Source organism: Peribacillus simplex NBRC 15720 = DSM 1321 (assembly GCF_002243645.1).
GTDB lineage: Bacteria > Bacillota > Bacilli > Bacillales > DSM-1321 > Peribacillus > Peribacillus simplex.
The window spans coordinates 1750637-1764487 of the sequence record NZ_CP017704.1; the positions used below are offsets into that span (position 1 = coordinate 1750637).

Genomic DNA, 13851 nt, shown 5'->3' on the forward strand with positions numbered 1-13851 from the left:
TTTTAATATTGTTTGGCCTTTTTTAATTTCTCTTGTCTCGCTTCATATGCCATTTGTATACTTTTCCGTTCCGAGACCTCTGCCACGCCAACATTCCACCAGGAGTCATAACCATCCGTCATCGTTTTCGGCAGAACCTTCATTTCTATTAATGTAGATGCGGATTGATTCTTTGCATCCTCCAATGCGGCTTTCAGCTCATCGACTGTATTGGCCCGATATGTTTTGGCCCCGTACCCTTCCGCCACTTTTGCGTAATCAATATTCATGATTTGGTTATCATGTGTTCTGAACTCACAGCAATATGTTCCGCTGCCATTCTCCATTTGCAAATTGTTGATGCAGCCAAAGCCTGAATTATCAAACAATAAAATGTTGATTTTATGATTATATTGGATGGCTGTGATCAATTCCGAATGAAGCATCAGAAAACTGCCGTCCCCTACCATTGCATAGACTTCCCTGTCTGGATGGGCAAGCTTAGCTCCTAATGTTCCTGCAATTTCGTAGCCCATGCAGGAGAATCCATATTCAAGATGGTACGTGTTTGGTACGCTTGAATGCCAGAGGCGCTGCAAGTCACCCGGAAGTGATCCGGCTGAACCGACCACCACACTCTCCTGATCGACCGTATCGTTTATTGCGATCATCGCAGTGGATTGGGCCAATTCAGTTTTCAATGCATCCGAGTATTCGTTCAAGACTTGCTGTGAAAACTGGCTTTTGATTTCAGGCGTGAAATTTTCACGGCTGAAAGTGACTTGACTTAAACGGGTCCGTTCGGAAAGCCACTCCGCCTTCCATTCTCCAAGCATTTCCCCATATTCGGTTTCATAGCCCACTAGTAATGCTTCAAGGTTCTCGAGCGACACTTTTGCATCGGCGACGACTTGAAATCCATCTAATTTATAGGTTTGAAGGCGGCTGACGTTAATGTTCAAAAACTTTGTCCTTTCAAAATCAAATGCAGTTTTGGAAGAAGTCGTAAAGTCCGTATAGCGGGTCCCGACACCAATTACGAGATCTGCCTGGCGGGCAGCCTTATTGGCAGCCATCGTACCGAGAATGCCTACTCCGCCCAAATTCTTAGGAAAAGATGATTCCACCGTCGATTTACCGGCCTGTGTTTCCACAAGTGGAATGTTATGCTTTTCAGCAAGCTTCATCAAAATATCCCGAGCTCCGGAATATCTTGCTCCGCCACCGACGATGATGATCGGCTTCTTACTTGCTCTAATTCTATCGGCAGCTCCTAGCAGTTCCCGTTCAACCGGAGCTTTCCGATCTAAATAATGGACGCGTTTTTCAAAAAAATGCTCATCGAAATCGAATGCTTCCCCTTCTACATCCTGTGAGATGCATATCGTCGCTGGCCCAGCTTTCCCGGGATCGGTCATCACCTCGAAGGCACGGATCAGACTGGACATGAGCTGCTCAGGGCGAGTGACGCGATCCCAATATCTTGATACTGCCAGAAAAGCGTCATTTGTGGTGATGGCCGTACTATGCTCATGCTCAAGTTGCTGAAGAACCGGATCCGGCTGACGTGTCGCAAATGTATCAGCAGGAAGTAAGAGGACAGGAATATTGTTGGCAAGTGCAGTCCCCGCCGCAGCAATCAAGTTTGCCGAGCCTGGACCGGCAGATGTAGTGACGGCATAAATTTTCCTTCGTAGCATTTCCCGGCTGTAGGCGATTGCTGCGTGTGCCATCCCTTGCTCATTCTTTCCTTGAATCACTTTCAAGTGGCCAGCATCCTGTTCGAGTGCCTGACCAATACCAACGACATTACCATGGCCGAATACATTAAATATCCCTTCTACAAAGGGAGACTCCTCACCATCAACATGAATGTACTGCTGATTTAAAAACCTGATTAAAGCCTGGGCTGTCGTCAATCTCACTGTTCCCATCTTCTGTTCACCCCTCTATGTAGATAAATTCCTTACACGCGTTCGGCAATCAAACCCTCGATTTCTTCTGCAACGGGCATCGCCTCGGATGAGCTGTGCTTGCTTACTACTATGGAAGCGGAAGCACTGCCAAACTTCAAAGCGCTTTCAATCCCTTTGTCACTCACTAACGCATATAAGAAAGCGGAAGCATATGAATCCCCTGCGCCGAACGTTTTCAATACTTTCGTTTTATAGGACTTCGCTTTAAAAACGTCGCCTGATTTGGCATAGGCATATGAACCCTCGACGCCGTGTTTGATGACCACCAGGTCTGCGGAATGTTTAAACAAGTAACGGACGGTTTCTTCATTTGTACCTTTTTCGATATTTTCCATTACATCATATTCATCACGCGTGCCAATCAAAATGTCTGATTGCTCTGCGACTAACGAATAGTAAACGGAGGTTTCTTCAATGGAATTCCATGTATAAGGACGGTAATCCAATTCAAATACGACTTTTACATCATTTCTTTTCGCAAGGCTGACGGCTTTTAAAACTGCCTCACGTGATGGGCTTTTTGCTAAAGCCGTCCCTGAAACCAATAGGATCTTTGATTTTTTGATATATTCTTCATCCACTTCCGAAGGTGCTAAATGAAGGTCGGCTACATTATCCCGATACATCAGGATACTGCATTCTTCAGGACTTTTAATTTCCGTGAAGGCGAGTCCCGTTTTATGCCCTTCTTGATCGATTACCATATTAGATGTATCAACACCTGCCTCACGCATATAACGCTCGATGAAACGGCCGTGCTGATCATCTGCAAGCTTACCGATGAATCCGACTTTCAAGCCTAATTTTGCACTTCCGATGGCAACATTGGCAGGTGAACCGCCAACGTATTTTGTGAATGTCATGGTCTCTTCCATCGGACGGTTATATTCATTGGCATTCAAATCGATGCAGGCACGGCCAATGGCAATCAAGTCAAACTCCTTATTGAGATTAAAAGTATAGTTCATCCGGTTAACAGCTCCTTTTCATTTAACGATTCAGGATCCACTCATGATCGGGATCATTGTAGAATTTCCATGTCCTTGTCGGACCGGCCATGACATTCAAGTAATAAGATTCATAACCGTCAGGTACCCCTACCGGATGATAACCGGCCGGTACAAGAACGACATCACCGTTTTCGACGGACATGGTCTCATCGATCGAACGGTCATCTGTATATACTCGCTGAAAGACGAATCCCTGAGGCGGGTTCATTTCATGGTAATAGGACTCTTCCAATAATGACTCATTTGGTAAGTTATCCCGATCATGTTTATGCGGAGGATAGCTCGACCAGTTTCCGCTTTCTGTATATACTTCAACCACCAGAAGGCTATTCGCATACGGAGCTGAATCCGGTAATATATTATGCACCATCCGCTTATTGCTCAAAATGCCCCTATGTTCCACGTCAACATCTCCCGCTTTAATCCATTTAGTCGGAAGTTGCTTATCAGAAGGCGAATAACACAGCGCCACTCTGGCCTTGGTTATCGCTTCCAATTCAAAACCTCTATCATTTGACACGTAAATGCTATCAGTCGGCACTTTATCAAATACACTATCGCGTGTGCCCAAGTCATGGTATACATCTTCGCCTACAGTCACATTGATTTTTCCCGTAAGAGCGACAATGCAGCATTCCTTCTTGATTAATAATTCTGAATATTTAGCACCAGGAGTCAACTCCACTATTTTGAATTCAACAAATTCTAAAGGGGAATTTCCTTTCGTAACCGCTTGAACGACTCTAACACCTTCAGCGACCTCTTGTTTTTCCGGTTTTTGAAGCAGTTTACTCATATTTACCTCCTTATTTTTCAAAAAATCCGGCCCGTATCCAAACGGGCCATCTTGCAATATCTTTATCGTTCACTTATTTCACGTAGCGTGCAGTCACCATTTTTTTACGTGTATAGAACTCCACACCGTCGGTACCATTTGCATGAAGATCACCATAGAATGAATCTTTATATCCAGAGAATGGGAAGAACGCCATAGGTGCAGGAACACCCACATTTATGCCCAACATCCCGGCATGGATCGTTTCACGGAATTGACGTACATCAGCAGCACTGTCTGTATAAAGGCAAGCCCCGTTTGCCAAGGCTGAAGCATTGGCAATCTCAACGGCTTCCGTTAAATCTTTGGCGCGGACAACGGAGAGCACTGGTGCAAAAATTTCATCTTGCCAGATTTTCATTTCCTGTGTCACATGATCAAAAATCGTAGCCCCAAGGTAATAACCATTGCCGCTTGCTGCCTCGTCTTTACGGCCATCGCGTACAAGGGTCGCACCTTGAGCTATTCCGGATTCGATGTAATCGATGGTCCTCTTCTTAGCTCCTTCCCGGATCACCGGTCCAAGAAAAACACCGTCATCCAGACCATTACCGATCGTAATGGCATCAGCTGCCTGTTTCAATTTTCCAACTAACTCGTCCGCTACACTTTCTTCTACGACAACAACCGCAGCGGCCATGCAACGCTCACCGGCCGACCCAAAAGCCGCACTTGTTATTTCCTTGGCCGTCATTTCAAGGTTGGCATCTTTCAAGACAATCGAATGATTCTTCGCTCCAGCAAGAGCCTGGATTCGCTTCAAGTTAGCCGTGCCTGTTTTATATACATATTCTGCCACTGGCTGTGAACCGACGAAGGAGATAGCTTTCACATCCTTATGCTCCAGAAGCCCATTAACCACGTCATGTGCTCCATTTACAATGTTCAATACTCCTTTAGGAAGACCTGCTTCCTCAAAAAGCTCAACAATGCGTGCTGCAAGTAAAGGTGTACGTTCAGATGGCTTTAACACGAATGTATTGCCACATGCGATTGCAAGCGGGAACATCCAGCAAGGGACCATCATCGGAAAGTTAAATGGGGTGATACCGCCGATTACACCAATTGGGTAACGGTACATACCCGATTCAATGTTTGTCGCGATATCCGGAAGCTGTTTGCCCATCATCAGCGTAGGTGCACCCGCCGCAAACTCGACACACTCGATGCCCCGCTGTACTTCACCAATCGATTCCGATAGGCTTTTACCATTTTCTATAGTGACCAGTTTAGCAAGTTCTTCCCAATTTTCCACAAGTAGCTGCTGATATTTGAACAATATGCGAGCCCGCTTCGGGACAGCAACCTGCGACCATTTTTTAAAAGCCTCGTCCGCCACTTGAACCGCACGATCCACATCTTCCCTAGTTGAAAGTGGCACCTCGGCAATCGCCTCACCAGTTGCAGGGTTGAACACGATTTCCGTTTCCTTTGAAGTGGATTCAATCCACTCACCATTTATATAATTTTTTAATTTTTTCACCTCATATGTTACTGATGACATGTTTTTTCCTCCTTAAAATAAAGTAGTATGTTAGATCATCAAGCCATTTTTAAAAAGTATAGATATCGACGCCAAATGAAATCGATTTCATTTGACTTTGGAGACAATCCATCCAGGTTTCTTTCTGGGATCAATTAGTTTTTCTAGCTCAATCCCAATATCAAATCCATCATAAAACTGCGAATGAAATCGATTTCATTTCTTTCAGGAGTTCAACCTGAAGAAAAAGGTGAAGACCAATCCAGGCTAACGAATATCTATTCAACCTTAAACATGAATTAGTTCATAACTATTCGCACTTCAACTTCTGAATAAAGCTTGTACATAATCGCGTTCCGGGATGAAATCGATTTCATTTACTTTATAAGGAAATATTACAATGAATTTTTTTCCCTGTAAACACTTTTTTTGGATTTTTTTTAATATTCTCTCTTCTTTGCACTTCAAATCATTGATAGATATGGAAATGGGCTTGGATATTTACTTAAAAGCATTTCCAGGGAGAATACCTCTTCGCCGTATTTGAAATCCCAGCTTGGACAGGTCTTGATCCCATATTAATTAACCACTACTTTAAAGATATCTTTAATGGTATTTTTGAATATTAATATTTCTAATCCTAATTGACTTTATCGTAGGAATTCCAGCCATCCTTAGAACTGCATCTCTTATAAATTGTATATATAAACATACAGAACGACCTTCCTGCTCTCTCCTTTACTTTACATTTCCATCAATGTGACCAATTTAATAAAGTAAAAGATATTTTAATATATCAACAGAATAGGAATTACATAACAAAAAAAGGCACCCCTAAATGGGAGCCTGAATTTTAGTGAAGGTAAGCTATTGTATGTGAACGGTAACCATTCCGCATCCCTATGCGCCGCGATAGTTGAGAAATGGGATATTCCACCCAGTAACTTAAGAAATATCTTTTCTAATGAAACATTTTAGTCGATAAAGATTCTCATGGTCAATTATTGAGGTTTTGACTTAAGCACTACTTAAAAATCTAAATTCCTAAAACAAAAATGGATCAGGAAGTTATGCAGATCTTCCTGATCCATTTTTATTGTCATTCACCTTTTATCTTTAAGACTTTTGGGAACATAGTCATTCAGTTTGTTAAATAAAGAAGTAATGTAGGAGCTGAGTTCGAATCGATCCTCCTGAACAAATTCAACTAAAGACACTCCATTTTTTTTCATACCTTTTCCCCCTTTTAGTTTTTATCCCGGTGCATAAGCTTTTCAGCCACTAATACCTGGGAGTCCAGCCATTAGCTTACTTTCATTTCTTCTCTCCATCATTTTCTTTATTTGATTATACAAGAAAGCGCTTACAATGTAAAATATTATAATACTATAGATTGCTATTTACTTAGAATGTTCCAGATAAATAAAGTTTTATCTTCATCATATTTATATTATCTAGCTGTGCTGGCTTTTAGGTGTACTTCCTATACTTGTCTAGTTCACAGTGTTTAAAATTTCATGAGATGCCCTTCAAAATTTCAGTTAAACGTAGGAACTCTTCCTTATCACGATTCTTTAATGAGTCATCGATTTCTTTTTCAATTTGTGCTTTCCGGTAATCACTAAGGGCCTTTTTTAAAACCATTTCAGCCATCTCTTCAGGTTCAAGCGATGTTCCTGGCAATTGCTTCTCCATACGAAACCAACTCCTTAACCTTTTTTCTATTATACTAAATAACTTGGAGATTATTATTATTTATTAAAATCTTATCCTTTCCTCTTTTTCATTTCCTTATCCACATGATCTCCACTTTGCCACTCTTCTATACCTAAAAAATACTGAATGTTTTGAGTTTAATTCTCCTCATTAGTTAAAACTTTTCCATATTTCTCTTTAGTCATTTTATCCGGGAAGGTCGGATCGTTTATTTCCATTACTTTAGAATTAATTATATTCCATTACAGGTGATAAGAGCTAAGTTATTCGCTTCATTTTTTCAGAAAAGCCAGAAATATATTGACCGATATGAATCAGCCCTCTAAAATAATCTAAATAATCCAGTTTTTTACTTATATTCCTTAACCATCATTTTTGTTCATTTCGGCTTTATTTATTTTCAAAAACAATTTTGATGAAAAACTATGCATTAAAGGAGCATTTTCCATGAAAAAAAGTCGAGTTCTTTTCGCAAGTTTAGCTGGTTCCGTTATTGAGTGGTATGATTTCTATTTATACGGTACAGCAACAGGCCTGGTTTTTACAACTCTATTCTTTCCCAATCAAGATCCTGCGATTTCACTTCTTCTCGCCTTTGTCACTTTCGGGGCTGGCTACGCAGCCCGTCCAATCGGAAGTATCCTATTCGGTCATATGGGTGATCGCATCGGACGGAAGGCAGCACTCATGTTCACCCTTATTGGTATGGGAGGGAGTTCAATGCTTATTGGTGTTCTGCCCACTTATGCCCAGGTTGGGTTGGCCGCCCCCGCCATCTTGGTGGTGCTGAGGTTGATTCAAGGAATTTCCTTGGGAGGTGAATGGGGCGGAGCCATCCTATTGGCAACGGAATCTGCTCCAAAGGGTGTTCGTGGGTTATATGGATCGGTTCCCCAACTAGGGGTCCCCATCGGTTTGGTTGCTGGTTCGTTCAGCCTAACCCTTATCAGTTCCTTGACAACCGATGCCCAATTTTTATCTTGGGGTTGGCGAATTCCATTCCTTTTAAGCGGTGTACTGATTGGATTGGCAATTTGGGTAAGGAGTGGCATTGAAGAAACGCCGGAATTCCAACAGCAGAAAGATAGCGGTGATCTTGCGAAAGTTCCCATTATTGAAACGTTGAAACACGATTGGAGAAGTGTGCTGCAAGTAATCGGACTAAAAATTGGGGACGGGTTCTTCAATGTATTCATCATGTCCTATGTTCTCGTCTTTACTACACTGTATTTTGGTTATTCCCAAGATTCAGCACTTACCGGTTTAACGATTGGCTGCGCTACAATGCTAATTACCATTCCTATCATTGGTTACATTTCTGATTTTATCGATCGAAAAATCATCTATTTTGGGGGCCTGATTCTCCTTTTCGTCTTGGCCATCCCATATTTCACAATGATTGGGCGTGGGGTCGGCTGGTTCTACTTTATGCAGGCAGTTGTACTCGGCGTCATCTGGGGAGCCATTTTTTCTACACAAGGGACATTATTCTCGGAGCTCTTTCCAGCCAAGGTCCGTTATACTGGATTATCTGTCGGTTATCAGGTCGCGGCAGCCATTGCAGGTTTCGGTCCGCTCATCTGGACTACCATGGCGGAATCATATGGCCCATCCCCTTTGGTATTTGGCGGATTCATGATGGCAGGTCTCGCAATTTCCCTGGCGCTTTGTATATTATCACCGTATTTCAGCAGAAGGATTGTAAAGGATCAAACACACAAACCACATAAGCTGGATTTGAACTGATTCTAAAATCCCTGGCATAAGTAAAAACAGAGGCTGCATGTCCTATTACTTGGACAAGCGGCCTCTGTTTTTTTAGAACGCATATACCTCTCTAAACTTCCTTACTTCCTACAATCTTCAAAAGATCAGTCAGCGTCCGGATTTCATAGGTGGGCTTGATTCCCAGATTATTATCCTTTTGATGGGGATTGTACCAGCATGTATCCATTCCATAATTCAAGCCGCCCTGTATATCTGATGTCAAGGAGTCACCCACTATCAACGCTTTCGATTTATCTGTAATCTTTAACTTGGAAAATGCATAATCAAAAATCCCTCTATCAGGCTTCTGAAACCCAGCCTCTTGGGAAACTATCAAAGTTTCAAAGGTATTGCAAAGGGGTGACCCACCGATTCTTGCTGTCTGCACTGTCGTGAAGCCATTTGTTATAATGGCCAGTCGGCATCCTCCAAGCTTCTCGCAAACCTCTAAAGCCCCGGGCACAAGATGTATTTCCTTTCCCAAATGTTCTAGGTACGCACGGCTGAATGAATCCGCATCAATATCAAGCCCATGCTTCTGGAACAACCGCTTGAACCTTTCCACTCCCAGATTTGTTAAATCAATAAGCCCCTGTTCCAATTCTCTCCATAATACCTCACTGATTTCTTGATAGCATCCCGTATAATCCACTGCCCCTCTGGGCAAACCGAACTCTAAGAAAGCTTCATGCAGTGCCTTTTTTTCCGATATTCCAAAGTCTAGCAATGTATCATCAACATCAAATAAGATAATCTCGTATTTCATCGCTGCCTCCATAATCATTTTAGTCCAACTTAACATATCTCCTTTCATTACGTATTACTTAAAGTAGATTTCATGGTAAAGATATACTGCAAACTTGGAGAACTACAAAAAGGATAGCTTCAAAGGCTATCCTTTTTTGCATGGTTCTTTATCGATAGTCATAGAAGGAAAAGACTAATAGGACGGTTTCTAACATCCCCCCTTCCTTTAATCAAGAAGTGATTATTCGTTTAACCGGTTCTTCTTCCAGTATCGTTTGTTGGTTCTTTCTTGTAAAAGCACTGACAGCCAGCATGACGATAAGGTTAAAGGTAATAGCGACGATTCCTATATCAAGATCCTGTATGAAATGTGGTGCATTTGGGAATAAAGTGGCCATTGTTGCCTCGGCCAGCGTAAAGTAAGCGACCAACACCACCCCTAAGATCATCCCTGCAGAGGCCCCCGCTTTACTTACCGGATTTCTCTGTAGCAAGCTGAATACTAAAGGAGGGAAAAGTTGCAGGACAAAACTGTAAGCCATGGTCAGTAACGCAATCATCGTATTACCTCCATAGAATGTAAAGATTAAGGAGACTAATGATACGATTGGAACAAATATACGGGTTAGTTTGGCAAGCTGTTCATTCGATGTGTCAGGCTTAACAGCTTTGTAAATATTCTTTGATAAAATCGTGGCTGCTGTCAAGATTAACATCGAACATGGTACAAGGGCTGCAAGCATGCCTGCTGCTCCGACAACGCCAACAATCCAGGGCGGGAAAGCATCTTTCGCGATTTTAAATAAGGCAAGGTCCGTATCTCCGCCTTGTAAATTCGGTATCTGCAAAACCGCCGTAAAACCGATAAAAAGAATGAAAACCAGAATGATTTGATACAGAGGTAAAATGGCAGAGTTTTTCCTGAGAGCTGATTCGTTTTGGGAAGATAAACTCGCTCCAAAGCAATGCGGCCACATATATTGGCCCAATGCGATGGTCAGGCAAAGGGAAACATACCAAGAGATGCTCAACCCTTCATCCGGAAGCAATAAGAATCCCGGTTTTGTTGCTTCTAGAGTTTCGAACATTGGTTGTATTCCACCGAAGTAATGTATTGGCAAATAAATGCCCAAAAACACAATTACGATAAGAATGAGGATATCTTTCAATACTGCCGTCCACGCAGAACCGTGAATACCTGACACATATACAAAAACAGTTACGCAGAGCATTCCAATCCAAACGGCAACCGTTGGGGGAATCAATCCATATGATGCTTCGGAAACAATGATCTGAAAGCCTTTTAATTGTAATACGATATAGGGAATCATTGATAGGACTCCAATAACAGCAACCAGAAGTCCCAATGACTTACTATTATACTTTTTTGTGAAAAAGTCAGATTGCGTCAGCACATTATGTTTTTTCGCATAGCGCCAAATTGGAGGTAAAATCCAGAAAGGAACGATGTAAGTAAGAGCGCAAAATATATAGATAGTGGGACCACCCATACGGTATGCCGCTCCGCTGGCTCCAAGAAACACAAAAGTCGAAAACATCTCTCCTGCCATCAGAACGAACATGATTAAAGAACCGAAGTTCCTCCCCCCGACTGCCCACTGGTCAAGCTTCATTTCGCGCCCCTTTTTTGCGCGGATACCTAAGTAAAAAGCCAAAGCAAGAGTTATGGTGATGATTAATATGGAACTGTTCATTTATTCTCCTCCTTTCTATCACAGATCACACTGCTAATATAAAGGCAGATGGATGTCAAAATAAGCCAGGCTGTGGACCAAAAGATAATGAATGGCAAACCGAATATATATGGCTCCACACGGTTAACCACAGATAATGAGCCAATTGCGGGTATGACGCTGAGCAGCACAATGATTTTCTTCAAATTGAAGTCCCCCTCTTAATAAATCTGTTAATGAAACGGCCTGTGAAGGCGCTTAAAAATGGGTTATGCAAATCTTGTTCCTTAACCACCTTCACACTGGCAGTAGCTTCACTACTAACCTCAAAAAGAAAAAATATTACAAATTTTCAAACTACTATTATCAATTTCTCTCTAATTAAGGTTGCAGATAAGATTCCAGTGTAATCACCTTTTCCTGGTCTTACATATAACATAAGGACAAAATTATGCCTCATCTGTTCGGTCATTTCCTTATGCCTGGAATCTATAATAATGGATGAACTTATCCCCCCTTCATTTTATTATTTGCAAGAGTTATGCCAATGTCTTTTAGTCATAACCATTCACCCTTTAACCCTATTAATACTAGTGATTTAAATCTCCCAAGGCTTTTATTAACCTTACAATTTTGTTTTTTTATTATTGAGCATCTGTTTCTTGAGTTTTAATCACCTCACCTGAACTGTTTTTAACTCATAAAACAGGTGACAATGCTAAAAACCAAACATAAGGTAGTCTCCTCAATCATTTTTCACTTGTAGGAATGATTGGCAATAGAATGTGAGAAGGAAATTCCCTGCTATGATAAATCGTTTGTCTGGCCGTTTTTGTTTCACTGCTTTCAATCATTGATTTCCCTGTATTCGGATTGGGGGCATATTGCGGAAAACTACTTGATGAAATTTCAAGCAAGATTCGATGCCCCGGAAGAAAGACATTGCTTGTAGCCCACAAGTTAATTTCGTATTCAACGATTTCCCCATTCAGTTCTTTTTCAGCTCGATGGCCGTTCCGGTATTTTGCGTTGACGATTCCCTCGGTTAAAATAATCGCTGTGCCATCCGGTGATTTATTCACAAGCTTTGCAGTAAAATCAGTGTCCGCTGCGTCAGTTGATGCAAACAACTTCACTTTAACCGGACCTGTTACTTCAAGTGCTTCTTTCAATGGATCTGAAGTATAAACGAGCACGTCGTTCCGCTTTTCGATTTCGCTCTGATCATATGGCCCCATTGTAAGTGGGCCGGAAAAAAGTGTAGCTCCACCCTTTGTCGGTACAGGGTTTTGGGGATCATATATATATGAATCCGTCTTTTCACCCTCCTGCTCCTCCCTGCTTAAGCGCCCATCACCTGTTTTCGTATTCGCTTTTCCCTTACTGTGCAAATAATAACTCGTATATTCAGTCCGTTCAAGCGGCCATTCCATTTCATCACGCCATACATTAGTCCCCATTACAAATATTTTCACGGGCGGTTCCTTCACAATCCCATTATCGATGCCTTTCAGCCAGTGATTAAACCAGCGAATATGAAGGGTGGTAATATCTTCTTCAAGGTTAATCCAATCCCCAGACGCGTGCACTCCAAAAGAGCGTTCACCCTGGACCGAGGAAAAAAGGCCATGGCTCCATGGTCCAACAATTAGTTTTTGAGTTTTGCTTAATTGGCCATTCACTTTGTTCATTTCCACGTAATTTTCGAGAGTAGGGCCGATAAAACAATCATACCAACCGCCCAAATGAAAAGCAGGCAGCTGTATCCTATCAAATTTCTCAGTAATACTTGAATTCTGCCAATAAGTTTCGTCTTCGATTGGGTGATTCAAATGTTCAAAGAAAAAGTTATCTTCGTCCAGAACCTTTAATGGCGGCCAATCATTAATAGGTGCATATGCATACGATTCCTCAATATTGTTGAGGGAGTCAGCAAGCTTTCGAAATGCTGAAGTCATTTCCTTATTTTTTTCATACTTCCGCTTCAGCAAATCAGGTACAATCGATTCCAATGTCCACGTTTCAAAAAGGCCGAGAGCAAAAGCCCCATTACGATAAACCGTTCCATTTCTTTGGTCATTCAGCGTCATTGCTGGAAAAATGGCGATTAAGTGTGGAGGTTTTTTTTCTGCTGCAAGCAGTTGCGTGTATCCATAATAGGATAGGCCAAACATGCCCACTTTCCCCGTGGAATACGAGAGTGAAGCCGCCCATTCCACTGTGTCGTATCCATCATCTGCTTCCTGGCTGAATGGCTGGAATTCTCCTTCTGACTGAAAGCGTCCTCTCACATCCTGAATGATGACAACGAATCCATTTTCAACAAGACGATTTGTGTCCAAATAACGATGGGAGTAAAGCGGTAAGTCCTTACTGTACGGAAGCCTGGTCAATAACACCGGAAAATGCCCAGTCAAATTAGGTCTGTATACATCCGCATAAAGTACGGTGCCGTCCCTCATAGTGCATGGCACATTTTTTTCGACAACTATTTCAACTTTTTTCATCATGACCGCTCCTCTTCGCTATACCATTGATTAGAGTTACTATTGACTGTTTATTAATGATCCCCTTCCCCATTCCGTGTTCCTTGCTCGTAAAAACAAAGAGACCAAGTGCTTTTCTTTCCAAGCCTTGGCCTCTT

Annotated in this window: 11 protein-coding genes; 1 reads left to right on the forward strand and 10 read right to left on the reverse strand. The window is 42.0% G+C overall.

Translation table 11 applies throughout. The features are described from left to right. Positions 1-2: 2 nt before the first annotated feature. The 5 genes from iolD to BS1321_RS08275 form a co-directional block, all read right to left on the reverse strand. Positions 3-1913 (reverse strand): 3D-(3,5/4)-trihydroxycyclohexane-1,2-dione acylhydrolase (decyclizing), encoded by a 1911-nt coding sequence (gene iolD / locus BS1321_RS08255; RefSeq protein WP_063235410.1) that lies wholly within the window; start codon positions 1911-1913, stop codon positions 3-5. Positions 1914-1945: 32 nt separating this feature from the next. Further along, a complete protein-coding gene (gene iolC / locus BS1321_RS08260) occupies positions 1946-2923 on the reverse strand; it encodes a 5-dehydro-2-deoxygluconokinase (RefSeq protein ID WP_063235409.1) in 978 nt (325 codons plus the stop codon). Positions 2924-2945: 22 nt separating this feature from the next. Continuing rightward, the gene (gene iolB, locus BS1321_RS08265; protein WP_063235407.1) at positions 2946-3761 is read right to left on the reverse strand and encodes a 5-deoxy-glucuronate isomerase; all 816 of its coding nucleotides are present in this window, start codon (positions 3759-3761) and stop codon (positions 2946-2948) included. A 73-nt stretch (positions 3762-3834) separates the two neighbouring features. Continuing rightward, positions 3835-5304, reverse strand: coding sequence for a CoA-acylating methylmalonate-semialdehyde dehydrogenase (locus BS1321_RS08270; RefSeq protein ID WP_063235406.1), 1470 nt, complete (start codon positions 5302-5304; stop codon positions 3835-3837). Between the two features lie 1494 nt (positions 5305-6798). Continuing rightward, entirely contained in the window at positions 6799-6978 is a 180-nt protein-coding gene (locus BS1321_RS08275; protein WP_063235405.1) for an IDEAL domain-containing protein, read from the reverse strand. 468 nt (positions 6979-7446) lie between these two features. On the opposite strand from BS1321_RS08275, the gene BS1321_RS08280 reads away from it, so the two are divergent. Next, entirely contained in the window at positions 7447-8745 is a 1299-nt protein-coding gene (locus BS1321_RS08280; protein WP_063235404.1) for an MFS transporter, read from the forward strand. 91 nt (positions 8746-8836) lie between these two features. On the opposite strand, the gene BS1321_RS08285 is transcribed toward BS1321_RS08280, so the two are convergent. The 5 genes from BS1321_RS08285 to BS1321_RS27430 all read right to left on the reverse strand — a co-directional run bounded on the left by BS1321_RS08285 (position 8837) and on the right by BS1321_RS27430 (position 13838). Further along, entirely contained in the window at positions 8837-9532 is a 696-nt protein-coding gene (locus BS1321_RS08285) for a YjjG family noncanonical pyrimidine nucleotidase (protein ID WP_063235433.1), read from the reverse strand. Positions 9533-9743: 211 nt separating this feature from the next. After that, positions 9744-11228: a sodium:solute symporter family protein gene (locus BS1321_RS08290; protein ID WP_063235403.1), complete on the reverse strand. Its 1485-nt coding sequence runs from the start codon at positions 11226-11228 to the stop codon at positions 9744-9746. Then, positions 11225-11413 (reverse strand): DUF3311 domain-containing protein, encoded by a 189-nt coding sequence (locus tag BS1321_RS08295; protein WP_063235401.1) that lies wholly within the window; start codon positions 11411-11413, stop codon positions 11225-11227. The genes BS1321_RS08290 and BS1321_RS08295 overlap by 4 nt, the downstream gene beginning before the upstream one ends. Before the next feature lie 543 nt (positions 11414-11956). Continuing rightward, on the reverse strand, positions 11957-13717 hold the full coding sequence (locus BS1321_RS08300) for a CocE/NonD family hydrolase (protein WP_063235400.1): 1761 nt from the start codon (positions 13715-13717) through the stop codon (positions 11957-11959). After that, positions 13701-13838 (reverse strand): hypothetical protein, encoded by a 138-nt coding sequence (locus BS1321_RS27430; RefSeq protein ID WP_155726517.1) that lies wholly within the window; start codon positions 13836-13838, stop codon positions 13701-13703. The genes BS1321_RS08300 and BS1321_RS27430 overlap by 17 nt, the downstream gene beginning before the upstream one ends. Between the last annotated feature and the right edge of the window lie 13 nt (positions 13839-13851).